The organism is Luteibacter sp. 1214 (assembly GCF_031455395.1).
GTDB classification, from domain to species: domain Bacteria; phylum Pseudomonadota; class Gammaproteobacteria; order Xanthomonadales; family Rhodanobacteraceae; genus Luteibacter; species Luteibacter mycovicinus.
Window position 1 is genome coordinate 1 of the sequence record NZ_JAVDSQ010000014.1, and the last position, 23602, is coordinate 23602.

Annotated in this window: 22 protein-coding genes; 15 read left to right on the top strand and 7 right to left on the bottom strand. The window is 65.2% G+C overall.

Annotated elements, in window-relative coordinates:
• Positions 1–252: 252 nt before the first annotated feature.
• Entirely contained in the window at positions 253–1143 is an 891-nt protein-coding gene (locus J2X57_RS19495) for an RNA polymerase sigma-70 factor (protein ID WP_309869566.1), read from the bottom strand.
• Positions 1144–1210: 67 nt separating this feature from the next.
• Positions 1211–1711, bottom strand: a complete 501-nt coding sequence (locus tag J2X57_RS19500; protein WP_079523077.1) for a carboxymuconolactone decarboxylase family protein — start codon at positions 1709–1711, stop codon at positions 1211–1213.
• Positions 1712–1883: 172 nt separating this feature from the next.
• On the opposite strand from J2X57_RS19500, the gene J2X57_RS19505 reads away from it, so the two are divergent.
• The 4 genes from J2X57_RS19505 (at position 1884) to J2X57_RS19520 (ending at position 6616) form a co-directional block, all read left to right on the top strand.
• Entirely contained in the window at positions 1884–3497 is a 1614-nt protein-coding gene (locus tag J2X57_RS19505; RefSeq protein ID WP_309869573.1) for an OFA family MFS transporter, read from the top strand.
• Positions 3498–3531: 34 nt separating this feature from the next.
• Positions 3532–4374: an SAM-dependent methyltransferase gene (locus tag J2X57_RS19510; RefSeq protein ID WP_309869577.1), complete on the top strand. Its 843-nt coding sequence runs from the start codon at positions 3532–3534 to the stop codon at positions 4372–4374.
• Between the two features lie 123 nt (positions 4375–4497).
• Positions 4498–4803 (top strand): hypothetical protein, encoded by a 306-nt coding sequence (locus tag J2X57_RS19515; protein ID WP_036112537.1) that lies wholly within the window; start codon positions 4498–4500, stop codon positions 4801–4803.
• Positions 4804–4807: 4 nt separating this feature from the next.
• Complete coding sequence (locus J2X57_RS19520) at positions 4808–6616, top strand: GGDEF domain-containing protein (RefSeq protein ID WP_052191304.1); 1809 nt, start codon at positions 4808–4810, stop codon at positions 6614–6616.
• Between the two features lie 90 nt (positions 6617–6706).
• Here J2X57_RS19520 and ykgO read toward each other — a convergent pair whose 3' ends face one another.
• The 4 genes from ykgO to J2X57_RS19540 all read right to left on the bottom strand — a co-directional run bounded on the left by ykgO (position 6707) and on the right by J2X57_RS19540 (position 9549).
• Positions 6707–6832 carry a type B 50S ribosomal protein L36 gene (gene ykgO, locus J2X57_RS19525; RefSeq protein WP_029213509.1) on the bottom strand — a complete coding sequence of 42 codons (126 nt, stop codon included), beginning with the start codon at positions 6830–6832 and terminating at the stop codon, positions 6707–6709.
• Between the two features lie 88 nt (positions 6833–6920).
• Positions 6921–7835, bottom strand: coding sequence for a LysR substrate-binding domain-containing protein (locus J2X57_RS19530; RefSeq protein ID WP_309869597.1), 915 nt, complete (start codon positions 7833–7835; stop codon positions 6921–6923).
• 345 nt (positions 7836–8180) lie between these two features.
• Complete coding sequence (locus J2X57_RS19535; RefSeq protein WP_036112544.1) at positions 8181–8819, bottom strand: CoA transferase subunit B; 639 nt, start codon at positions 8817–8819, stop codon at positions 8181–8183.
• Positions 8820–8829: 10 nt separating this feature from the next.
• Complete coding sequence (locus tag J2X57_RS19540) at positions 8830–9549, bottom strand: CoA transferase subunit A (RefSeq protein WP_036112547.1); 720 nt, start codon at positions 9547–9549, stop codon at positions 8830–8832.
• 216 nt (positions 9550–9765) lie between these two features.
• Here J2X57_RS19540 and gndA point away from each other — a divergent pair, with 216 nt between their 5' ends.
• Together gndA and gspD are read left to right on the top strand one after the other, a co-directional pair.
• Complete coding sequence (gndA, locus tag J2X57_RS19545) at positions 9766–11181, top strand: NADP-dependent phosphogluconate dehydrogenase (protein WP_309869600.1); 1416 nt, start codon at positions 9766–9768, stop codon at positions 11179–11181.
• 195 nt (positions 11182–11376) lie between these two features.
• Entirely contained in the window at positions 11377–13722 is a 2346-nt protein-coding gene (gene gspD, locus J2X57_RS19550; RefSeq protein WP_052191303.1) for a type II secretion system secretin GspD, read from the top strand.
• A gap of 5 nt (positions 13723–13727) precedes the next feature.
• Here gspD and J2X57_RS19555 read toward each other — a convergent pair whose 3' ends face one another.
• Entirely contained in the window at positions 13728–14114 is a 387-nt protein-coding gene (locus J2X57_RS19555) for a hypothetical protein (RefSeq protein ID WP_309869605.1), read from the bottom strand.
• 185 nt (positions 14115–14299) lie between these two features.
• Between J2X57_RS19555 and J2X57_RS19560 the strand changes: the two genes are divergently transcribed.
• The 9 genes from J2X57_RS19560 (at position 14300) to J2X57_RS19600 (ending at position 23524) form a co-directional block, all read left to right on the top strand.
• Positions 14300–15010, top strand: coding sequence for an STN domain-containing protein (locus tag J2X57_RS19560; protein WP_309869607.1), 711 nt, complete (start codon positions 14300–14302; stop codon positions 15008–15010).
• Between the two features lie 14 nt (positions 15011–15024).
• On the top strand, positions 15025–15549 hold the full coding sequence (locus J2X57_RS19565) for an RNA polymerase sigma factor (protein WP_309869611.1): 525 nt from the start codon (positions 15025–15027) through the stop codon (positions 15547–15549).
• 5 nt (positions 15550–15554) lie between these two features.
• Positions 15555–16523, top strand: coding sequence for a DUF4880 domain-containing protein (locus J2X57_RS19570; RefSeq protein WP_309869694.1), 969 nt, complete (start codon positions 15555–15557; stop codon positions 16521–16523).
• Between the two features lie 131 nt (positions 16524–16654).
• Positions 16655–18244 carry a POTRA domain-containing protein gene (locus J2X57_RS19575; RefSeq protein ID WP_309869614.1) on the top strand — a complete coding sequence of 530 codons (1590 nt, stop codon included), beginning with the start codon at positions 16655–16657 and terminating at the stop codon, positions 18242–18244.
• Between the two features lie 2 nt (positions 18245–18246).
• Positions 18247–20022, top strand: coding sequence for a DUF2341 domain-containing protein (locus tag J2X57_RS19580; protein ID WP_309869616.1), 1776 nt, complete (start codon positions 18247–18249; stop codon positions 20020–20022).
• A 10-nt stretch (positions 20023–20032) separates the two neighbouring features.
• Entirely contained in the window at positions 20033–20440 is a 408-nt protein-coding gene (locus J2X57_RS19585) for a biopolymer transporter ExbD (protein WP_309869619.1), read from the top strand.
• A 4-nt stretch (positions 20441–20444) separates the two neighbouring features.
• Positions 20445–21125, top strand: a complete 681-nt coding sequence (locus J2X57_RS19590) for an energy transducer TonB (protein ID WP_309869623.1) — start codon at positions 20445–20447, stop codon at positions 21123–21125.
• 56 nt (positions 21126–21181) lie between these two features.
• Positions 21182–22888 carry a putative porin gene (locus J2X57_RS19595; protein ID WP_309869626.1) on the top strand — a complete coding sequence of 569 codons (1707 nt, stop codon included), beginning with the start codon at positions 21182–21184 and terminating at the stop codon, positions 22886–22888.
• A gap of 9 nt (positions 22889–22897) precedes the next feature.
• Entirely contained in the window at positions 22898–23524 is a 627-nt protein-coding gene (locus J2X57_RS19600; protein WP_309869629.1) for a hypothetical protein, read from the top strand.
• The last annotated feature ends 78 nt before the right edge of the window (positions 23525–23602 follow it).

Genomic DNA, 23602 nt, shown 5'->3' on the forward strand with positions numbered 1-23602 from the left:
CGTGCGGTAGGAGCGAACCCTGTTCGCGAACCCTCAGCCTCACTAAGGCGAACGAGGCCATACCCCCCAGGCAAGCGAGCGGTCCCAGCCAACGAAGCGCACCGCCGCTCGTCCCACCCGCAACCTCAGTCCCCGAAAGAGCCGGAGGGTGGCACCCGCCGGCTCTTACCGATGCCTCGCGAGCGCGGCAAGCCAAACGCGATGGCGAAGCCGAGCCCGAGCCGAACCCGCCAAACAAAGCCCCATCTCACCTCAGCAAAACCCCTGCTGACCTCTCACAATCCGCTGCAGCTTGTCCGGGTTCCTCTGGACATGAATGCTCTGGATCGTCCGTCCGTCGGTGACGTACGTCTGCGCCGATTCGAGCTTCCCTTCGATGTAACGCAGCAACGCCCACTCGCCGTTAATGCGCGTAAGCTTCACCGTCACCCGATCGCCATAACGAAGGTGGGCGGCGTAAAACACCTGCGCGATCCGCTGCGCACCCAGCATGGGCTTCGGGAAACTGTTGACCTTGCCGCCGCCATCGCCGGTGAGATCCGCATCCGGCGCGAGCATCGAACGAATGGCGGGAAAGTCGCCCGCCGTGAGCGCACCGGCGAAGCGGCGCATCAGGTCGAGGTGCTCGTCGCGGGGCAACCCGGCGCGCGGGCGTGCGTCACGCAACTGATCCTTCGCCCGGTGCACGAGCTGTCGACAGCTGGCCTCGCTCTTTCCGATGGCGCGCGCGATCTCCGGGTAGTCCTCGTCGAAGACCTCGCGCAGCAGGAACGCGGCGCGCGCGTCGGGAGACAAACGTTCGAGCACCAGCAGAAAGGCGACTGAGACGTCGCCATCCAGTTCGTGGAGATCTTCCGGCGAGGTGCCCTCGTCCGTAAGAATCGGCTCGGGAAGCCATATGCCGACGTATTCCTCGCGGCGCACCCGTGCGGCGCGCAGGCGGTCGATGGCGCGGCGGGTCGTTGCCGCCACCAGCCACGCTTCGCTGTTACCGATCGCGGCCTGGTCGGCGGCATTCCAGCTCAGCCAGATATCCTGCACGAGGTCTTCGGCCTCGGCCACGGAGCCCAGCATGCGATAGGCGATGCCGTGGAGGCGAGGGCGCAGTGTCGAGAACGTAGTCGTGGCCTGGTTCATACCCATAAGACGGCGCACCCCGGGCGTTTGTGACATCGCCCGGAGTGTCGCACGCCGAGTCGCGCCGGATGCGTCAGGCGGCCACGGCCGGCGCGTCGGAAAGGCCGGCCTTGTCGAGTCCCCAGGCCTTGTCCATCGTGCCCGGCACGGTGCGGAAGGCCACGTTGAGGCGGTTCCACGCGTTGATCGCCGCGATCACGAAGGTCAGGTCGGAAACTTCCTTCTCGGAAAGCTGGCCGCGCACACGCTCGTAGAGGTCGTCCGGCACGCCCTGCGCGGGGATCCGGGTCAGCGCTTCGGTCCAGGCCAGGCTGGCCCGTTCGCGAGGCGTGAAGAGGTTGGACTCGCGCCAGATGGCGACGTGGTGCAGGCGCAGGTCGTGCTCGCCGTGAATGACGGCCTGCTTCACGTGCATGTCCACGCAGAAGGCGCAGCCGTTGATCTGCGACGCGCGGATATGGACGAGGAGGCGGAGGGATTCTTCGATCGAGCCCTTGCCCTCGGCCATGCTGAGTTCGGTCAGCTTTCTGGTCAGTTCCGGGGACTGCTGCTGGTAATCGAGACGCTGGGTCATGGCGAAATCCTTGAAGTGAGTGATGGAGGCCGAACGGATCGGCTTCACATGTCAGACGAGATCGCCATGCGTTTTGTGACGGGCCCTAAGACCAACGTAGGGTGGCGGGCACCCGAAACCCGCTTAAGATGCGATCCGGGGCAGTACCACTTCAACGGCAGGGGACACACATATGGCAACCGGTGGCTTGCTTGCGCGTGAGCGCACGATCGCGGGACCGACGTTCAATCGCTGGCTGGTTCCGCCCGCGGCGCTCGCCATCCACCTGTGCATCGGTATGGCGTACGGGTTCTCCGTGTTCTGGCTGCCGATGACCACGCTGGTGCCTGGGGCCGACGCGGGCGCGTGCGCGACTCAGGGCTTCCTCGACCAGCTGACCACCACGACCTGTAACTGGACGGTGCCCTCGGTCAACCACATCTTCGAAACGTTCATCGCCATGCTGGGCCTCGCCGCCGCGATCTGGGGCGGCTGGCTGGAGCACGCCGGGCCACGTAAGGCGGGTTTCATCGCCGCGTGCTGCTGGGGTGGCGGTCTGGTCATCGGCGGCATCGGCGTGTCGATGCACCAGCTGTGGCTGGTCTATCTCGGTTGTGGGTTCCTGGGCGGCGTAGGGCAGGGTCTGGGTTACATCACGCCGGTCTCCACCTTGATCAAATGGTTTCCGGATCGTCGTGGTCTGGCCACCGGTTTCGCCATCATGGGCTACGGCGGCGGCGCGATGATCGGTGCGCCGATCGCCGTCAAGCTGATGAGCGTGTTCAAGGATGGCGACATTGCCGGCGTCTCGAAGACGCTGATCTGCATGGGTGTCATCTATTTCGTGGCCATGACCCTGGGTGCGTTCGGATTCCGCGTCACACCGAGTGGCTGGAAGCCTGAGGGCTATCAGTCCGTCGCCTCGAAGGCCACCCTGATCTCGCATGGCCACGTCCACCTCAGCCGCGCGTGGAAGACGCCGCAGTTCTGGCTGATCTGGGGCGTGCTGTGCATGAACGTGACGGCGGGTATCGGCGTGCTCTCCATGGCCAGCCCCATGCTGCAGGACGTGTTCGGCGGTCGGCTGCTCGGGGTCGACCCCGGCACCGAACTGAGTACGGCGCAGAAGGCGGCGATCGCCGCCGCAGCCGCCGGTCTCGTCGGTCTGATCAGCCTTTTCAACTCCGTCGGCCGCCTGGCCTGGGCCTCGGCGTCGGATTTTCTCGGCCGCAAGAACACCTACTGCGTGTTTTTCATTCTCGGCATCATCCTTTACTGCACGCTGCCGACGCTGGGGCACATGGGGCTGGCCGCGCTGTTCGTCATTACCGTCTGTCTGATCCTCTCGATGTACGGCGGCGGCTTCGCCACCGTGCCCGCCTACCTGGCGGATATCTTCGGTACGCAGATGGTCGGCGCCATCCACGGACGTCTGCTCACCGCCTGGTCGGTCGCCGGGGTCATCGGTCCCGTGCTGATCGCCGGGGTCCGTGAGGCGCAGCTGAGCGCGGGGGTGGCGAAGAACCTGGTCTATGACCGCACGCTCTACATCCTGGCCGGGCTGCTGCTGATCGGCCTCATCTGCAATCTTCTCGTTCGCCCGGTGGATCCGAAGCTGCACATGACCGAGGACGAACTGCGGCACGAGCGGGCGTTGCAGCACGAAGCGCAGATCACCGACGCCAGCGTCGCGTCCGCGGCGCGCGGTTCGTTCGGCATACTGGGTGTGCTCGCGTGGCTGGCGGTCGGGATCCCGTTCCTGATCGGCGTGTGGATCGCGCTGCAGAAGGCGGCGGCCCTGCTATAACGGCCGTCTGGACGCATACCGGGGGGAGCGCGCCATGACAGGAACGGAAGAGCCGCGCGGCAGTCTTGTCTGCGTCGGTGTGGGCATGACGCTTGGCTCGCACCTCACGCCGCTGGCACGCAGTGAGATCGATCGCGCCGATGTCGTCTTCGCGGGCGTGTCCGATCCTCTCGTGGAGATGTGGCTGCGCGAGATGCATGCGGACGTGCGCAGCCTGCAGCCGTATTACGCGGAGGGTCGATCCCGTAGCGACACGTATGCCGACATGGTCGAGGTCATCCTCGCCGAGGTGCGACAAGGCAGGCGTGTCTGCGGGGTGTTCTACGGTCATCCGGGCGTCTTCGCCCTGGCCCCGCACCGGTCGATCGAGCGCGCACGTAGCGAGGGCTTCGACGCACGCATGGAGCCAGGGATTTCCGCGGAGGACTGTCTGTATGCCGATCTGGGTATCGATCCCGGTACGTACGGCTGCCAGCACTTCGAAGCGACGCAGTTCCTGTTGTACCGGCGGATGATCGATCCATCGGCCTGGTTGTTCCTTTGGCAGGTGGGACATGTCGGCGACCTGTCGCTTGCCCGGCGCGGCACCGGGCCCGGCTATCGCCGGGTGCTGGTCGACGTGCTGTCGGAGCACTTTTCCGTGGACCATGAGGTGATTTTGTACAAGGCGCCGACGCTGCCGATCGAATCTCCCTCGATCCGGCGCCTGCCGCTTTCGCGCCTGGCCGAAAGTGCTATCAGCACCTCGGAGACCCTGGCGATTCCCCCGGGACGCGCGCTCGATCCCGCGCCCGGGATGCGGGCGCGTCTGCAGGCGCTCGATGCGGACGAGGCTGCCGTTCCCCTCCCGGCGCCGCCTGCGTCACACCCCGCGTGACCCGGCCACGCGGCCTACTACAACCCGTGCTGTCATAGGGATATCATCCGGTCCAGGCGCCTCGAGGGGAGGATCGCCGGACATCGGCCAGGGGTAAGGCCTCTGCGCCCAAGGGAATCGCACATGGGCAGTGTTGTCGGCTGGTTGGCGCGCGTCGGGGGAGACGCGTCGTTGAGGCACGCGACGGCGGAAACGCTGGCGCTCGCCATGAATGAAGAAGATCTCGGTGACGACGTTCGCGAACCCCTGGGTGCGCGTGACGCCGACGCGCTGCGCGCGGTGATGGGGCAAGGGATCTACTTTTCGAGCCTGATGCCCATCCAGCCGGATCACGAGGAAGAAGAAGGCGAAGACGAAGACGGCGATGAAGACGAGGGTGACGGTAAGCCGCGTCCTTCGAAGATCCCGCTGGGCGGACCCGGGGCCTGATTCAATGAGATGGAACACCCGTCGCTGGGTCGCCGTGCTGCTGGCCGTTTTTATGGCCAGTGGCACGTTGCGTGCCGCCGACGATGCGCAGGACGCGACCACGGCCCAACTTTCCGGGATCACCGACAAGCTCAACGAGGCCGATGCGGTCAAGATCCGGGATTTCGGTCGGTATTCCCGGTTGCTCGACGAGGTCGAGCCCTTCGAGTCGAAGCTCGATGACGAGCAGCGCGCCATGTTTCACTTCCTGCGCGGATGGCGCGCCACGTGGGTGGGTGACTACGAAAACGCCAAGGTGGAACTGGAGAAGGTGGCCGATCAGTCGGTGAATTCCGTGCTCCGCCTTCGCGCGTTGTCGACCCTCGTCAATCTGCTGGGTGTCGGTCACCGTTATGAGGACGCCTTCAAACGGCTCAACGAACTCCAGGAACTGATGCCGTCGGTCCGTGACCGGAAGGCGCGCTTCCAGGCGATGGGTGAGGCTTCGCAGTTGCTTAGCTCGGCAGGGCAGTTCGAGCAGGCCGAAGCGTACGCCAAGGACATGATGGCCGAGCCGCCGCCCGGCGAAACGGTATGCAAAGGTGCGCAGCACCTGCTGCGCGCGCGGCGTGAAGCCAACCGGCTCGACACTATCGACCCGATGTTCCTCGATGCGATCGAGCAGTGCGAGGCCAGGGGCGACGATGTCTTTGCCGACAGCATGCGCGCGGACATCGCGGCGTTTTATCTTTCCCATGGTCAGCCCGAAGAAGCGGTGAAGCTTCTCACCGAGCACCGGGACAATCTGCGCACCCTCAATTATTCGCAGCTGCTCGGCGAGTTCGACTCGCATCTTGCGCAGGCGTACCTCGCGCTGGGTGATTTGTCGAACGCACGGCGCTTCGGGCTTTCAGCCGTGGCCGGGGCGATCCGTGACGAGTTCACCGATCCTCGTCGAACCGGATACCTGGTGCTTTATCAGGTCGAGCAGCGCCTGGGACACGCGCAGCAGGCGTTGACGTTTCATGAGCAGTACATGGCGGCGGACAAGGCGTACCTGGATGACATCAGTGCGCGCAGCCTCGCGTTCCAGATCGTCGATCAGCAGTTGCTGGCGCGCAAGACGGAAGTCGACGCGCTCAACAAGCAGAACGAAATCCTCCGCCTCAGTGGCGTGCTCGACCGCAAGGAAGTCGAGACCGGACGCTTGTACATCTTCATCCTCGGCCTCGCCCTCTTGGCGATCGTCTGGCTGGTGCTCTGGCTGCGGCGCTCGCAGCTGCGCTTCATGAAGCTCGCGCGCCGCGACGGCCTTACGGGGATCTGCAATCGTGAGCACTTCGTCGAACAGGCGGAGCGGGTGCTCGCGTACGGTGCGCGATCCGATCGCGGACTGTGCCTGATCCTCTTCGACCTGGATCACTTCAAGAACGTCAATGACACTTACGGCCACGCGGTGGGCGACGAAGTGCTCAAACGAGCGGTGGACGTATGCCGCCGCTCGCTGCATGCCTGCGACGTGTTCGGGCGTCTGGGTGGCGAGGAGTTCGCCGTGTTGTTGCCCGACTGCAGTCCGGCACAGGCGCGTGCGCGTGCGGAACAACTGCGGCTGTCGATCGCGGCTACCGCCGCTACGCCTTCACGGCCGGAACTGTTGGTGACCGCCAGTTTCGGTGTGGGGTCGACGCTGCAATGCGGGTACGAGTTGCACCGGTTGCTGGTTGTGGCGGACGCGGCGCTTTACCGGGGCAAACGGGCGGGGCGCAATTGCGTGTTCATGGGAGATACCGGGGATATTCCGGATTCGCCGTATCTGACGGAGGCGCGGGGGTAGGAGGCGTGCGGCGATGCCGCTTCAAACCGGGCAAACGTCCATAAAAAAAGGCCGCTTTCGCGGCCTTTTTTACAACCCGTCTGCAGCTGATCAGCGCTGACGAGCCTTGAAACGCGGGTTGCTCTTGCAGATCACGAACACTTTGCCGCGACGGCGTACGACTTTGCAGTCACGGTGACGCGACTTCGCGGACTTCAAAGAGGAAAGCACCTTCACGGCCAGCTCCTGAAACTTTAAGGACAAGGAAAAACGGAATTGTAGCCATCCGGCCTGCTTAACGCAAGCGCTCGGAAAGATTCGGGTTTCAGCCGAGGCCGAGCTTACTGCGAGCCTGGCGGACGGTGCGCAGGAAACTGTCGAGCACCGGGGACGTATTGTCCACGCGTGAGGCCACCGCCAGCAAGAGGTGGGCCTCCGGGTCGTCGACGGGAACGAAGGCGATACCATCCAGGTGGACCGCGCGCAGCGATGCCGGGACCAGTGCAAGACCCAGACCGGCAGCGACCAGAGGCAGCAGGGAAGGGATCTGCTGCGCTTCCTGGCGAACGTTCGGTCGGAAGCGCGCCTTGTTGGCCAACAGGTTCAGGCGATCGATGAGGGTGGCCGCGTGCGCACGTGGCGGCGCGACCCAGCGCTCGGACGCCAGTTCATCCATGCGCACCGACTTCCGTCGGGCGAAACGATGGTCGAGGGGCAGGGCGATGACCAACGGCTCGTGGTCGATCACTTCCACATTCAGCTGGCGCGCGTTCGCCACGCCTTCGGGGTGGGCGCGCAGCAGGCCTACGTCGATCTGGCCGCTGAGGATCGCGTCGTACTGGGCACCGGTGAGCATCTCGCCGAGGTGCAGGCTGACGCCGGGCGCTTCATGTGAGAACCGCAGCAAGGTTTCCGGAAGCGCGGGATGAAACGATACGGAGACCGCGTAGGCCAGCCGGAGCTGACCGGTGAACCCCGCCGCCGCCTCGCTGACCACGGTGCGCGCGCTCTCGGCGCGAGCGAGGATGGCCTTGGCCTCGACGAGAAAGAGACGACCCGGTTCGGTCAGCGCCACGCGGCGACGGTTGCGATCGAGCAGGCGCACGCCCAGATCCGCCTCGAGGGCCTGGATCTGCTGGGACAGCGGGGGCTGCGAGATATGCAGTCGCTGCGCCGCCTGGGTGAAGCTCAGGGTTTCCGCCACTTCAACGAAGTAGCGCAGTTGCCGCAGATCGAACATAGTCGAATTTCATATAAGTGATCGCTGAAAGATATATTGGCGAGAATTTCCTAGGAAATCTATGCTTCGTCTCGGCCTACCACCAACCCCTCCCCCTGGGTCGGTAGGTCCCTCGCCCCGTAGCGACGCTAATCACCGATATCTGGCCTACCTCCCCCCCCGAGGCCCATATCGAGGCGTTTGCTCCGGGGCGACTTTCTTTGTGCGGCCGGAACGTGGCAATCGCGCGCAGGGCGCGCTCCTACATGGGGCAGAATCGCGCGCAGGCGCGCTCCTACATGGGGCTGAATCGCGCGCAGGGCGCGCTCCTACCTGTAGGAGCGCGCCCTGCGCGCGAAGCTCTTTTTATCCCACCCGCGACACGAAATCGCACTCCGTCGTCGCCCGGATCTTCGCCTCGTCCACACCCGGAGCCAGCTCGATCAACGCGAGCCCGTCCGGGGTGACGTCGAACACGGCCAGGTCGGTGATGATCCGGTCGACCACGCCCTTGCCGGTCAGCGGCAGCGAGCACTCGGTGAGGATCTTCGGGGTGCCGTCCTTCGCGGTGTGCTCCATCACGACGACGACGCGCTTGACGCCGGCGACCAGGTCCATCGCGCCGCCCATGCCCTTGACCATCTTGCCGGGCACCATCCAGTTGGCGATATCGCCCTCGGCAGTGACCTGCATCGCGCCGAGGATGGAGATGTCGACGTGGCCGCCGCGAATCATCGCGAAGGAGTCGGCGCTGGAGAAGTACGACGCTCCCGGCCGGGCGGTGACGGTCTGCTTGCCGGCGTTGATCAGGTCGGCATCGACTTCGTCTTCAGTGGGGAAAGGACCGATGCCGAGCAGGCCGTTTTCCGATTGCAGCCAGACGTCCACGCCATCGGGCAGGTGGTTGGCGACCAGGGTCGGCAAGCCGATACCGAGGTTGACGTAGTCGCCGTCAGAGAGTTCCAGGGCGGCGCGCTGCGCCATCTGTTCACGGGTCCAGGCCATGGTGTTCTCCTCAGGCGCGCACGGTGCGCTGTTCGATGCGCTTGGACGGCGCGGGGTTGTGCACGATGCGATCGACGTAGATGCCCGGCGTGTGGATCTGGTCCGGGTCGAGTTCGCCGACCTCGACCATGATCTCGACCTCGGCGATGCAGACCTTGCCGGCCGTGGCGGCCATCGGATTGAAGTTGCGCGCGGTCTTGCGATAGACGAGGTTGCCCGACGGGTCCGCTTTCCACGCCTTGACCAGGGCGACGTCGGCGACGATCGAGCGCTCCATCACGTACATGTTGCCGTCGAACTCGCGCGTCTCCTTGCCCTCGGCCACCTGGGTGCCGTAGCCGGTGCGGGTGAAGAACGCGGGGATGCCGGCGCCGCCGGCGCGAAGCTTCTCGGCCAGCGTACCCTGCGGGGTGAAGTCGACTTCCAGCTCGCCGGCCAGATACTGACGCTCGAATTCCTTGTTCTCGCCCACGTAGGACGAAACCATCTTGCGGATCTGCCGGGTCTCCAGCAGCAAGCCCAGACCCACGCCGTCGATGCCGGCGTTGTTGGAAACGGCGGTCAGGCCTTTGACGCCGGAATCGCGCAGCGCCTCGATCAGCAGTTCGGGAATACCGCAGAGGCCGAAGCCACCTACGGCGATGATCTGTCCATCGGCCACGAGGCCGGCCAGCGCCTCGGCGGCGGTGGCGACGCGTTTGTCGCGGGAAGGCGACTTCACCTGGTTCATGCGTGTCGAGTCCATCCGGTCGGGCCCGCCGCCGGTTCGCCGCCCATCATAGCCGAGGGTCGTCACGTTCCGTGGTACGCGAGGGGGTCAATCTCCCAAGGGTGCCGGGGCGGACGCCACCATCGGATCGTGCAAGAACCCGCGAGGATCGGGCGCTTTGATGGCTTACGGTGCGCCCCCAGTTTTCCTGTGAACCCGAGCCTGGAGTATTCCGACGTGAGCAAACAGAAGATCGGCGTGATCGGTATGGCCGTCATGGGCCGCAACCTCGCCTGGAACATTGAGAGCCGCGGCCACGCGGTGTCCATCTTCAATCGATCCAAAGAAAAGACGGACGACGTCATGGCCGAGAGCGAGGGTAAGCAGCTCGTGCCGACGTACAGTCTCGAAGAATTCGTCGATTCGCTGGAGAAGCCTCGACGCATCCTGCTGATGGTGCAGGCTGGCAAGGGTACCGATGCGGTGATCGAGCAGCTGCGCCCCTTGCTGGACAAGGGCGACATTCTCATCGACGGCGGCAACACCTTCTACAAGGACACGGTGCGCCGCGGCGAAGAGCTGGCGAAGGACGGTCTGCACTTCATCGGCACCGGCGTCTCCGGCGGCGAGGAGGGCGCGCTGAAAGGCCCGTCGATCATGCCGGGCGGCCCGCGTGAGGCCTATGACCTGGTGTCCCCGATTCTCACCGAGATCGCCGCCAAGGCGCCGGACGGCGAACCCTGCGTGATCTACATCGGCCCGGGCGGTGCCGGGCACTACGTCAAGATGGTGCACAACGGCATTGAATACGGCGACATGCAGCTGATCGCCGAGAGCTACGCGGTACTCAAGCATGTGCTCGGCTTGTCCAACGACGAACTGGCCAATGTCTACCGGGAATGGAACGAGGGCGAGCTCGACAGCTTCCTGATCGAGATCACCTCGAAAATCTTCACCCGGAAAGACGACAAGACCGACAAGCGGCTGGTCGACGTGATTCTGGACCGCGCCGCGCAGAAGGGCACCGGCAAGTGGACCAGTCAGAGCGCGCTGGATCTCGGCGTGCCGCTGACGCTGATCACCGAGTCGGTATTCGCACGCGTGCTCTCCTCGATGAAGGAGGAGCGTGTCGCGGCGAGCAAGCAGCTGGCGGGCCCGAAGGCGGAAAAATTCAGGGGGGATCGCAAGGCGTTTATCGAATCCGTGCGCCGTGCACTGTACCTGAGCAAGATTATTTCGTATGCGCAGGGCTTCGCCCAGCTGCGCGCCGCGTCGGACGAGAACGAATGGAACCTCGACTACGGCGCCATCGCGAAGATTTTCCGCGCCGGTTGCATCATCCGTGCTCGCTTCCTGCAGAAGATCACCGACGCGTACAAGACCGACAAGGCACTGAAGAACCTCCTGCTCGATCCGTACTTCAAGGACATCGCGCAGCAGTATCAGGTGGCACTGCGCGAGGTCGTCGGCGAAGCGGTGCGTGTCGGCGTGCCGGTGCCGGGCTTCTCGGCGGCGGTGGCCTACTACGACAGTTACAGGGCCGAAACGCTTCCGGCGAACCTCATTCAGGCTCAGCGTGACTTCTTCGGTGCTCACACCTTCGAGCGCGTGGACGAGAAAGGGAGTTTTCACGCGGAGTGGGCCGAAGGCTGAACGACGCGTTCAAGGCGGAAACCCCGCGCCATGGGGGTTTCCGCGCCCTGAGCGAGGCTTTTGAGCGGACCGGCGTCACGGGTCTGTAGGGGAACGCTGGCGCTTTGTAGGATGCTCCCTTTAGAGTTGGCGGAATAAGTGCAGCACCAGGGGTCGGTGCTGCGCGCCGCGTCCAACGAGGGAGTACGTTGTTCCATGCTGAGAAAGCCCCTGATCGGCGCCACGGCGCTGGCGGTCGCACTTGCCGGATGCCAGTCGCTGCCGCAGCCGCGTGACGATGGATCGTTGCAGCGCGAGGCGCTGGCCGGCACCGAACTGCCCGCGCCGCGGCCCCGCATCGCTCCGTCGACCAATCCGGCCACGCCAGCGGTCGCCCAGCCGCAGATAAGCACGGGCACGGGCGAATTCGTCAAGCCGGTGGGTCTGGCCAGGCCGAAGCCGGTCGCCGAAGGTGCGGGTACGGTGACCTTCAATTTCGAGAACCAGCCGGTCGAGTCCGTGGTGAAAGCCATCCTGGGCGATCTGCTGCACGAGAACTACTCGATTACGCCGGGCGTGCAGGGCAATGTGTCCTTCTCGACCTCGCAGCCGGTGACGGCCGAGCAGGCCCTGCCGATCCTCGAAACGCTGCTGTCATGGACCAGTAACGCGCTGGTCCACAGCAACGGACGCTATGTGGTCATGCCAGCCAAGGATGCCGTCGCCGGCAACCTCGTTCCCAGCCTTGGCGCGAGTGCGCCGGCCGGCGGTCTGCAGGCGCGCCTGTTTCCGCTGCACTTCATCTCGGCGACCGAGATGCAGAAGCTCATCAAGCCGTTCGCGCGAGCCGATGCCACCTTGCTCGCCGATCCGACACGCAACGTCATCGTCATGGCCGGTACGCCGACGGAACTGGATAACTACCAGCGCACCGTGTCGACCTTCGATGTCGACTGGCTGCGCGGCATGTCGGTGGGCGTCTTCAGTCTCCAGCGCGCGGAGGTCAAGGACCTCACGCCCATGCTGGACAAGCTGTTCGGCGACAAGGGCAATACGCCCATGGCCGGTCTGCTGCGTTTCATCCCCATCGAGCGGACCAATTCGCTGGTGGTGATCAGCCCGCAGCCGGCGTATCTCGACGAAGTGCGCAGCTGGATCGATCGCATCGATCGCGGCGGTGGCAACGAGCCGCAGCTCTACGTCTATGACGTGCGCAACGTGCAGGCCTCCGATCTGGCCGATTACCTTTCCGACATCTACGGCGGTGGCTCCGGCGGCGGCGGGTCCAGCGACCGCGGCGGCAAGGTGGGCCCGGGACTTTCGTCGGGCACGCTGGGGGGCGACAGCGATTCCGGTAACCGTAATGGCTCCGGTCTCGGCAGTACCACGGGTACCTTCGGCAACACCTCGTCGTCCGGTTCGAGTCTCAACAATGGCTCGAGCGGGCTGGGTGGCAACTCGTACGGCTCGGGCAGCGGTTCCAGCTTTGGTGGCGGCGGTTCGATGGGATCCAGTGGCAACGGCCTTGGCGATGACGAGTCGTCGCGCCGCCAGCGCAACGGACCGATCACCACGGACGACGGCGTGCGGATCACCTCGGTGGATTCGAACAACCAGCTGATGGTGCGCGCGCGTCCGTCGCAGTGGACCGAGATCGAGCAGGCGATCAAGCGCCTCGACGCCGTGCCGCTGCAGGTGCAGATCGAAACCCGCATTCTCGAAGTGGCGCTGACCGGCAACTATCAGTTCGGTGTGCAGTGGTATCTCGAGGGTCTTGTCGGAGGCACCAACGGATCCGTCGGCCAGCCTGGCAACAAGCAGCAGTGGGCGCTCGGTAACGGCGGCAACACGTATGGCGGCGAGAGCTTCTTCTACTCCTTCGTCAACAACAATCTTTCCGTGGCTTTGAAAGCTATGGAAACGAGCGGAAACACGAAGACCTTGTCGGCGCCGTCGCTGGTGGTGCTGAACAATCAGAAGGCGCACATCCAGGTCGGCGACCAGATCCCCATCACGCAGACCTACGTCAACACCACGGCGAACACCGATAACACGATCGGCCAGGTGGAGTACAAGGACACCGGCGTGATCCTGAACGTGCGGCCGCGTGTGAACCCCGGTGGCCTCGTCTATCTCAACATCAATCAGGTCGTGAGCTCGCCGGGTCAGAAGGACGCCGCGACCGGCAATTTCCCGATTCAGCAGCGTGAAGTGGCCACGCAGGTGGCGGTGCAGAGCGGGCAGACCGTGTTGCTGGGCGGTCTGATCAAGCAGGACGAAGGCCTGACCGACACCGGTATTCCGGGGCTGAACCGCATCCCGGTGTTTGGCCGGCTGTTTGGTTCGACCACGCGCAGCCGTAACCGCACGGAGCTGATCGTCCTGATTACGCCACGCGTGATCACCAACGGCGACGAGGCCAAGCAGGTCACGGACGAGTACCAGCGGAAGTTCGAGTCACTGCAGCCCTATCGCGGGAAGGCGGCTACGACGACGGAGCCGGCGGGCGTGACACGGACGGGGAACGGGGAGCCGACGGTGACGGTGCCGTTGCATCCCTGAAACGATCAATGCGCGGGCACGAGCGGCGTCGGATAGCTGAGCCTCGGTCGATAGGGCTGGACTGAACTACCCAGGTTCGGCCCCATGCGATGGCCGAGCGCGGCCGCGTTGTACAGACCCAGTCGATTGGTCGGGCGATCGCGGACGCCCGCGTCCAGGCTTATCGGCATCGCCGCGTTCGCGGCGGGCGCCACCGCTCGATTGAGACACTCGTACGAGAGCGCCGCCGGCTGGATGCCGTCGGCTTCCGCGCACCCGGCGGCGTTCGCCGACGCATGCACGCCGGGCAGGGTGATCACGGAGGGCGAGGCAGCGGCTCCCGCCGACTGTGCATTCAGCGGCCCGACCAGGGCCGCGACCATTACGCCAAGCGCCGTTTGCCGGATACGCATATACCCCCCTCCGCCGAATTCACATGATGGATAGCATGCAAGTCATGACGGATGAAAGCGATTACCGCTCTGTCATCGTTCCGTCGTTAATCCTGTCATTGAAACAGCGTGGGGCTGTCATTTAGCACGCCTACCTTTCGCCCTGAAGACAGCAACCATCCCGTTCGCCTGCGCGAGGAATGATCGTGGCACGCAGCGTCCTCGCGCTCGTCGCGTGCCTGTTCATGCTCGTGCCGCCGTGTCCGGAAGCCCAGACACTGTCGCCTCCAGAACCACCACAGGGATCGGAAGACACGCATGCGCCCGCGCGCTTCGATATCGACGAGCAGCCTCTTGCCACGGCGCTGCGTGCCCTCGGCGAGCAGGGCGGCGTCGCCGTCCTGTTCGATGACGCGCTGGTGGCGGAGCGCCGAAGCTCCGGCGTGCACGGTACGGTCAGCCCGCGCGACGCGCTACGTGTCCTCCTGGTCGGAACGGGCCTCCATGCCCGCTTTTCCTCGGTGAACGCCTTTACGGTCACGGCGGACGAGGCGCCGCCGTCGGGCGCGGAGCCGCTCGCGTCGCCGCCTGTGGCGGCGGATCGGCTCGTACTGAACGACGTCGATGCCTCGCTCATTCAGGCGGCGGTCGAACGCGCGCTGTGCGCGCATGCGGCGACGCGCCCCGGCGAGTTCCGGCTGGCGATGCAGTTGTGGATCGATGCCTCGGGCACGATCGCCGGGGCGGCCGCGCTCGCGCCGTCGGCCGATCCGTCACGTGACGCCCGGGTCCTCGCCACCGTGCGATCGGTGACCTTGCCGCCGCGCCTGTCACGTTTCAGTCCGGTGACCATTCTTCTTACGACGTCGCGATCGCCCGCGAACGTCTGCCGTGGCGCTCGCGCCGTGGAAGGCTGATCGTGGAAACGTCGATGCTCGGCATTTTCCTCGCCAACTACGAGGACTTCCGCCGCCGCCTGCGGCGTCGGCTGCGCTCCGACGATCTCGTCGACGACGTACTGCAGGAGACCTACCTGCGCGTGCGCCGGCTGGAACCCGATGCGGGGCGCACGCATCACCCGACCGGATACCTGTTCCGCATGGCGCTGAACATGACCACGGATCATCACCGCGGTTCGGGGCGGCTGCTTTCCGGCGACGACATCGACGAACTCATCAACAGCGTCGACGACGGTATCGACCCGTACATGGTGTTGTCGTCGCGACAGGAGATCGATGCGTTGTCCGAGGCGCTGGACGCCCTGACGCGCCGGCAGCGGGAGATCCTTATCGCCGCGCGTGTCGACGGCCAGTCGCAGGCCGATATCGCGGCGCGTTACGGCATCTCGATCCGCATGGTCGGCAAGGAACTGAAGAAGGCACTCGAGACCTGTGCCGCAAAAGTGGGACGAAAATCCATCCAGCGGTTCGGTCCCGGCGCGGGAGACGCGTCTTGACCGTTATGGATACCAACCGCATGCACGAGAGCGAGCGCCAGGCCCGGGAATGGCTGCTCCACCTGACCTCCGGTCGCGCCACGCGCGAGGACGGTGAGGCCTTCCGTCGCTGGTGCCTGGAAAACGAGCAGCACGCCGCGGCTTTCGCGCGTACGCGAAGGATGTGGGAAGAGCTCGGTCCCGCCGTCACGTCGCATCGAAAGAACCTCGGCCGCAGCGATCGTCCGACATCGCGGCATGCGGTGCGCATGACCCGTCGCCGGTTCGTACTCACCGCCATCAGCGCATCGGTGGCCGCCGTCGTGGTCGCACGCTTCGGCGGTGACCTCCTGGTGCCGGTGGCCGATGCGTCGACCTTGCGCACCGCGGTGGGCGAACAGCGCCGCGTGGAAGTGACGCGGGGCGTCGTCGTCGAAATGAATACGTCGACCGACATCGCCTTGCGCCGTAGCGGCGATGCCGTGACCGGTATGCGCCTTCGCCGCGGCGAGGCCGTGGTGCATATCGATCCCTTAGTCGGACAACCCTTTGTCGTCGAACTTGCGGATGCGCGCCTGTCGTCGTCGCCGGGCACGGCCTTCGCCGTCCGCTGCGACGACGACGCAGGCAGCGTGACCTGCCTGGATGGCAGAACGGTGCTGTCCCGCGGTTCGGCGAACACGCTGGTGAAGCCGTCCCAGCAGGTGGATTTCAGCGAAGAAGGCGTCTCGCCGGCGGTCGCCGTCAACCCCGACCATGCGCTGGCCTGGCGTCGCCGTGTGCTGATCTACGACAACCTGCCCCTGTCCGACGTCGTCGCCGATATCAATCGCTATCGCCCCGGTCGCATCGTCATCACCGACGCCGCACTGGGTGCGCGTCGTGTCCATGCACGTTTCACGCTCGACCAGATGGCGGACGTTCCCACGCTGATCCAGGACGCCTACGGCGCCCACGCGACGCATCTTCCGGGTGGTTGGGTGCTGCTCAGCTGAGTGCGGAGTCGGCTCGGCACCGCCGGCCCATGAATTTTTCGTGACAGCGGTTCAGTGCCACCCGTGTTGTCCCGTCTTGGGGGCAGACGGAACGACAGGGGAAAGTCCGCGTGGCTACACGAGCAGTACGGATGAGCGCAGGTGCGCTCGCACTGGCCATTTCGATGGGGCTGTCCAGCGGCGCCACGGCGCAAGATGCGCCGACGGCCTTCGACGTGAACGAATACGTCGTCGACGGCAACACGACGCTGCAGGCCCTGGACATCGAGACGGCGGTCTATCCGTTTCTGGGTCCCGGCAAATCGATGAACGATGTCTCGGCCGCACGCGACGCACTGCAGAAGGCTTATCAGGCCCATGGCTACCAGTCGGTGGTCGTGGATCTGCCGCCGCAGCAGGTCAAGGGCGGCGTAGTGCGTTTTCAGGTCACGGAGAATGCGATCGGTCGTGTGCGTGTCGAAGGGGCGACGTATCGGTCGCCGAGGGACATCCGCGATGCGGTACCCGCGTTACGCGAGGGCGAGGTGCCCGACTTCACCGCGGCGCAGCAGCAGCTGACCGACGTCAACAAGCGGGGTGGGGCGCAGGTCGTGCCGGTGCTCACGCCGGGCAAGCTGCCGCAGACCATGGATGTCACGCTCAAGGTCGCCGACAGCTCGCCGCTGCACGCCAGCCTCGAGGTCAACAACGACCACAGCGTCAATACGCCCGAACTGCGCACCGTGGCCAGCGTGCGCGACGACAACCTGTTCCAGAAGGGGCAGGCGGCGTCGCTGACCTATATCGTCGCGCCTCAGGACCGTAACGCCGCTGAAGTCTGGGCAGGCTCGTACCTGATCCCGTTGAGCAATGACTGGAGCGTACTGAGCTCCGGCTACAAGTCCAACAGCAATGCCAACGCGGTGGGCGGTACCACGGTGCTGGGCAAGGGCAATGCGTTCGGCTTCACTTTCGTCCGTAACCTGCGGGCGCATGGCGAGTACTCGCAGTCGTTGTCGCTCGGGATCACTCGCAAGCATTTCGACCAGAACATCAGTCTGGCTGGCGCCACGTCGAAGGCGCCGATCACCTATATCCCGGTCACGGCGAGCTATCAGGGTCAGTCGATCGGCGAGAAGACCGTCGAAACGATCTCGCTCAGCGCGACGGCGGGCTTCCGTGCCGGTGGCAGCAGCGCGGCCGGTTTCGATAACCAGCGTTACAAGGCGAAGCAGAACTTCTTCTACGTCAAGGCCGATGGCGGCCATACCCACACCTTCGACGATGGCTTCAGTCTGGCCGGCCGCCTCGGTGTGCAGCTGTCCACCTCGTCACTGATCTCCAGCGAGCAGTACGCGGCCGGCGGCGAAAGCACGGTGCGCGGTTACCTCGAAGCGGAGCAGACCGCCGATCACGGTGCCATCGGCTCGATCGAATTCCGGTCGCCCTCCGTGGCGAGCCACCTGGGTGACTGGGTCAACGACTGGCGCTTCCATGCCTTCGCCGATGCCGCGCATCTCGCGCTGATGAACGCGCTGCCCACGCTGATCGATCCGGCCAGTCCGGGCGCCGGCAGCAAGCGGATCAGGAGCTACGACCTCTCCAGCGTGGGCCTCGGCACGCGCTTCCAGATTTTCAACATCGCTACCGGTGCCTTCGAAGTGGCCTATCCGTTCAACAACGGCCAGGCCACCCGCGCGCACGACACCCGTATCCACTTTTCGCTCAAGGCGGACCTCTGACCGTGAACAGACTTCTCATCCTGACCTGCCTGCTGTTCCTGGCCGCCGTGCCGGCGGCGCACGCCGAATCCTCCTGGTGGAACCAGGACTTCGCCTTCCGCAAGGCGATCACCGTCGACAGCACCGCGAACGGTGGCCATGTCACCGCCTCGCCGGGTCGCGTTCCGCTGCTCGTGCGATTGCACTCGGGCAATTTCACCTTCGACGGCGTGTCCGAGTCGGGCGCCGACGTGCGCTTCGTCGCCGCCGACGACAAGACGCCGCTCAACTACCAGATCGAAAGCTTCGACCCGGTGCTCGGTGTCGCACTGGTGTGGATCGACGTGCCGCAGCTGGCCGCCGACGCGCAGCAGCGGATCTGGATGTACTACGGCAATCCGAAGGCGCAGGGGGGCGAGAAGGCCGGTGCGGTGTTCGATGCCGATTACGCGGCCGTCTATCACTTCGAAGAACCGGCGGGCACGCCGCCGCACGATGCGACGGCCTACGCCAACAACGCCGTGGGTAGCGACATCGCGACGGTCGACGGGGTGATCGGCAAGGCCGCGCGCTTCGACGGCAGCAAGGTCGTGACGCTGCCGGGCAGCGTGTCGATGAATGTCGCCGACGGTGGCACCTTCACGGTGAGCGCGTGGATCAAGGTCGACACGCTGGCCGCGGGTCGCACGCTGGTCTATGCACGTCGCCAGGGCACGCAGAAATTCTTCGTCGGTCTCGACAACGGCGTGCCTTTCGTCCAGGTGGACGATGCGGTCAGTACGCCGGGTGAGGCGATCAAGGGCGGTGCGTGGACGCACCTCGCCGTGACCACGACGGGTAACGATGTCGAGCTCTATGTCGACGGCAAGCCGTACGCGAAGCTCGACGCCAGGCTGCCGGCGATGACCAGCCAGGCCACCCTCGGTGGCGATATCGCCGGCCAGACCGATACCTTCGTGCCATTCAACGGCCTGATGGATGAAGTGCGGCTGTCGCGCATCGCTCGTCCGGCCTCGCTGATCGCGGTGGACGCACAGACCCAGGGCGCCGAGTCGAAGCTGCTCAACTATGGCACCGACGAGAAGCAGGCCGGCGTCGGCTTCGGCTACTTCGGCATCATCGTCAAGTCGGTGACGATGGACGCCTGGGTGGTGATCGGCATCCTGCTCGCGATGGCCGCGTTGTCGTGGGTCGTGATGTGGCAGCGTGCCAGCTACGTCAACACCGTGACCCGGGCCAACGAGGACTTCCTCGACGCCTTCCGCAAGCAGGGCCGCAACATCCTTGCGCTGTCCCGCGATCCCGCTGCCGCGCGCCTCGAAAGCTCGTCGATCTACCGCCTGTACAAGGTCGGCGCCGGGGAAGTATGGAGCCGCCGCGATGCGGACGGTCAGGATCATGTCGCACCCGAATCGATCGAAGCCATCCGCGCCACGATGGACTCGGTGCTGGTGCGCGAAAACCAGCGCCTGTCGCAGTCGATGGTGATGCTGACCATCGCGATCTCGGGCGGCCCGTTCCTTGGCCTGCTCGGTACGGTGGTCGGCGTGATGATCACCTTCGCGGCGATCGCCGCCGCGGGCGACGTCAACGTCAACGCCATCGCGCCGGGAATCGCCGCCGCGCTGCTGGCGACCGTGGCCGGACTGTTCGTCGCGATCCCCGCGCTGTTCGGCTACAACTACCTGCTGATCCGCAACAAGAACGTCACCGCGAACATGCAGGTGTTCGTCGACGAGTTCGTGACGCGCCTGGCGGAGCAGCAGCGCACCGTCCACCCATCCGCGGTCGCGGCCTGAGGAACGGATCATGCGCGCTCAGGACGACGACAAGCCGTACGACGACATCAACATCACGCCGATGCTCGATCTGGCGTACGTGTTGCTGGTGATCTTCATCATCATGACCACCGCGTCGGTCCAGGGGATCAAGGTCAACCTGCCCAAGGCCAGCGCGGCGGCCAGCATGGCCAAGCCACAGACCAAGGCGATCACGGTTTCGGAGACGGGACAGATCTTCCTCGACGCGTATCCGGTGACGCTGGCCGAACTGGAGCAGCGCCTGCGTTCACTGAAGGCGCTGAATCCCGATTTTCCAGTAGTGGTGAAGGGCGACTCGACCGTCCAGTACCAGAAGGTGATGGACATCCTCGACCTGCTGCGCCGGGTGGACCTGCCGCAGGTCGGCCTGGTCACCGGCAAGGCGCCGAAGGGCTGATCGCGTGAGCTCTCACGACATTCCCCGTCGCAAGCCTCGTCGCTGGGTCGGACCCACGGTCGGCGTGGTCGCCGTGTTGCTGCTCGGCGCGCTGATCTGGCACTTCGCGGGCAGCACGGTGGGCGTGCGTCGCGAGGCGCCGCGAATCGCGACCATCACGCCGTTGCCACCTCCGCCTCCACCGCCGAAAGAAAAACCGCCGGAGCCGAAGAAGGTCGAGGAAGACATCAAACCGGTCGACAAGCCACAGGACATTCCGCAAAAACCACTCGATGCACCCAGGCCGAGCAACGACGTGGCGAAGAACGTCACGATGAATGCCGACGCGCAGGCGGGCTCGGACGCTTTCAACATCGGCGCGGGCGACGGCGGCGGCATGGTGGGCTCGGGTGGCGGTAACGGCACCGGTACGGGCAGCTATGACCAGTACCTCGGCTACGCCATCCAGCAGGCCGTGCAGGGCGACGACCGCGTCAACCGTCTCTCCTTCGAGGTTCGCGCCGATGTCTGGGTCGACCCGGACGGCCGCCTCACGCGGGCCGAGCTGGTCGGCTCCAGCGGCAACCGGAAAACCGACGACGCGCTGATGGATGCGCTGCGCGCGATGCCCCGCATCGACGTCGCGCCACCTTCGTCCCTGCACTTTCCCTTGCGTGTGGCCATCCGCGGGAAGCGCCCCGTATGAGCCGACAGACCACACCCCCTTCGAACGACATGACAGTGGATACCCGGAGATTTCGCATGACCATCGGAAAGGCCCGCCACCGCCCCGCGCGCGCCATGCTGGCCGCCGCTATCGGGCTGGCGATCTTCGCAGGCTCGGTGCACGCCCAGAGCACCCCCTCGGACAACGCGACGATCAACCTCGTCCGTCTGCTGGTGAAGCGCGGCGTGCTCACGCAGTCCGACGCGGACGGTCTGATCGCCCAGGCCAACGCCGAAGCGTCGCAGGCTCAGAAGCTGGCCGGCACCGCCAACGCGGCACCGGCCACGCCGGGCCAGGTGCGGGTCACCTATGTCCCTGAAGTGGTGCGCAACCAGATCAAGGACGAGCTGCGCCAGGAAGTGGTCGCGCAGGCGAAGGAAGAGCATTGGGCCGAGCCGGGCAAGTTGCCCGAGTGGCTGGATCGCATCCAGTGGACAGGCGACATGCGCGTGCGTGACGAGTTCCATTACTACGACAAGGGCAACGCTTACCCGATCGTCGATTTCGCTCAGCTCAACCGCACCGGTCCTTACGACCTCAACGGCGCCAACCCGCCGCCACTGCTCAATACACTCGAAAACCGCACCAACTCACTGCGTATCCGTGCGCGGCTGGGCGTGAACGTGGACCTGGGCGAGGGCGTGACGGCCGGCATTCGCGTCGGCACGGGCAACGACAACAACCCGGTGTCGACCACGCAGACCCTCGGCGGCGGCCTGGCCAAGAAGGACCTCTGGCTCGACCAGGCCTGGCTGGCGTGGAAGCCCGCGGACTGGGCGCAGATCATCGGTGGCCGTATGCCGAACCCGTTCATGAGCACGGACCTGGTCTACTCCAACGACCTGAACTTCGACGGCATCGTCGGCAGGTTCAACGTGCCCATGACCGACGACCTTGGCGCGTTCGCGAATGTCGGCATGTTTCCGATCGAGTACCAGGCCGACGACTTCCCGTCGCAGCAGGGCGTCAAGAACGCCAGTCGTGACAAGTGGATGACCGGCGCACAGCTGGGCGCCACGTGGAAGTTCGACGAGGACAGCCAGCTGAAGGCCGCGCTGGCGTACTACCGCTTCGACCACATGCAGGGGCAATTGTCCTCGCCGTGCTCGATCTACCTGGGTGTGACCGCCTGTGACACCGATGCCAGCCGCTCGGCGTTCATGCAGAAGGGTAACTCGCTGTTCCTGATCCGCGACATCGTGCCGGATCCGAATTCGCCATCCAGCTATGCGCAGCCGCAGTACGTCGGCCTGGTCTACGACTATCACGTGGCCGATGCCAACGTGCAGTTCGATACGAAGGTCGTGGAAACGCCGCTGCGCGTGGAAGCCGACTACATCCGCAACATGGCTTATCACCGTTCGGACGCGTTCCGTCCCGACGTCGGCCTGAATCGCCTGGTCAACAACTTCGGCGCGGGCGATTTCAGCGCGAACACGTACAAGAGCGGCCCAGTGGGCTGGATGCTGCGCGCCACCCTCGGCGACGTGAATCCCCACGCGGCCGGTGAGTGGAACGTGAGCCTGGCTTACAAGTACCTGCAGCCGGACGCCACGCTCGATGGCCTCACTGACACGGACTTCCACCTGGGCGGCACCAACGCCAAGGGTTTCATTCTCGGCGGCAGCTACGGCGTCTCGAAGTATTCCTGGCTGAGCCTGCGTTACTTCAACGCCAGGGAAGTGTTCGGACCGCCGCTCTCGATCGACGTTTTCCAGCTTGAAATGAATGCCCGGTTCTAAGGAGGCGACATGAAACGCACCCTCATCGCCATCGCGCTGCTCGCCGTGCTTCCTCCGGCGTTCGCACAGACCGCCAGCCTCGAAAGTCGCATGCGCGATCAGCTGCGCGAGGCGCGCTCGCAACTGCAGGACCTGCAGGCACAACAGTCGCGATGGGCGGCGGAAAAGGCCGCGCTGGAAAAAGAGCGCGACGAAGCGAAGCAGGAAGCGGAATCCGCGCGTACCGCGGCGCGCAAGCCGGCGGGCATTTCCCAGGAAGCCACGCGCGCGATCGCTGAAGAGCGGCAGCGCCGTGAAGCCGCGGAAGCCAGCCTGCAACGTGGCAAGGCCGATATGGACGCGTCGGGGGTGGCGCTGCGCACGGCGGAAACCGAGCGCGCGCGCCTGGCCAGGGAACTGGAGCTCGCCCACGGCCAGGTCGACGCCTGCACCGCGCGCAACGTGCGGATGTACCGGGTAGGGCAGGAAGTGATCGCGGCCTACGAAAACATCGACATGGGCGACGTGGTCTCTTCACGGCAGCCGTTCGCGGCGAAGTCGCGGGTGAAGCTCGAGACCGCGGCGCAGTCCTTCGGCGACAAGCTTTACGAGCAGCGTTTCGACCCCCGGGCCGGCCAGGCGTCCACCTCGCCATGATGCCGGCCCGCTATGGAAGCGACACGGGACAGGGGCGTTCCTTTTCATCCCAGGCCGTTACCGAGGCTGTCCATGTAT

What these genes read in the sequence shown, in the direction of transcription:
- J2X57_RS19495 (WP_309869566.1), bottom strand. Translation starts at nt 1,143, where the DNA reads ATGGGTATGAACCAGGCCACGACTACGTTCTCGACACTGCGCCCTCGC.
- J2X57_RS19500 (WP_079523077.1), bottom strand. Translation starts at nt 1,711, where the DNA reads ATGACCCAGCGTCTCGATTACCAGCAGCAGTCCCCGGAACTGACCAGA.
- J2X57_RS19505 (WP_309869573.1), top strand. Translation starts at nt 1,884, where the DNA reads ATGGCAACCGGTGGCTTGCTTGCGCGTGAGCGCACGATCGCGGGACCG.
- J2X57_RS19510 (WP_309869577.1), top strand. Translation starts at nt 3,532, where the DNA reads ATGACAGGAACGGAAGAGCCGCGCGGCAGTCTTGTCTGCGTCGGTGTG.
- J2X57_RS19515 (WP_036112537.1), top strand. Translation starts at nt 4,498, where the DNA reads ATGGGCAGTGTTGTCGGCTGGTTGGCGCGCGTCGGGGGAGACGCGTCG.
- J2X57_RS19520 (WP_052191304.1), top strand. Translation starts at nt 4,808, where the DNA reads ATGAGATGGAACACCCGTCGCTGGGTCGCCGTGCTGCTGGCCGTTTTT.
- J2X57_RS19530 (WP_309869597.1), bottom strand. Translation starts at nt 7,835, where the DNA reads ATGTTCGATCTGCGGCAACTGCGCTACTTCGTTGAAGTGGCGGAAACC.
- J2X57_RS19535 (WP_036112544.1), bottom strand. Translation starts at nt 8,819, where the DNA reads ATGGCCTGGACCCGTGAACAGATGGCGCAGCGCGCCGCCCTGGAACTC.
- J2X57_RS19540 (WP_036112547.1), bottom strand. Translation starts at nt 9,549, where the DNA reads ATGAACCAGGTGAAGTCGCCTTCCCGCGACAAACGCGTCGCCACCGCC.
- gspD (WP_052191303.1), top strand. Translation starts at nt 11,377, where the DNA reads ATGCTGAGAAAGCCCCTGATCGGCGCCACGGCGCTGGCGGTCGCACTT.
- J2X57_RS19555 (WP_309869605.1), bottom strand. Translation starts at nt 14,114, where the DNA reads ATGCGTATCCGGCAAACGGCGCTTGGCGTAATGGTCGCGGCCCTGGTC.
- J2X57_RS19565 (WP_309869611.1), top strand. Translation starts at nt 15,025, where the DNA reads ATGCTCGGCATTTTCCTCGCCAACTACGAGGACTTCCGCCGCCGCCTG.
- J2X57_RS19570 (WP_309869694.1), top strand. Translation starts at nt 15,555, where the DNA reads ATGGATACCAACCGCATGCACGAGAGCGAGCGCCAGGCCCGGGAATGG.
- J2X57_RS19575 (WP_309869614.1), top strand. Translation starts at nt 16,655, where the DNA reads ATGAGCGCAGGTGCGCTCGCACTGGCCATTTCGATGGGGCTGTCCAGC.
- J2X57_RS19585 (WP_309869619.1), top strand. Translation starts at nt 20,033, where the DNA reads ATGCGCGCTCAGGACGACGACAAGCCGTACGACGACATCAACATCACG.
- J2X57_RS19595 (WP_309869626.1), top strand. Translation starts at nt 21,182, where the DNA reads ATGACCATCGGAAAGGCCCGCCACCGCCCCGCGCGCGCCATGCTGGCC.
- J2X57_RS19600 (WP_309869629.1), top strand. Translation starts at nt 22,898, where the DNA reads ATGAAACGCACCCTCATCGCCATCGCGCTGCTCGCCGTGCTTCCTCCG.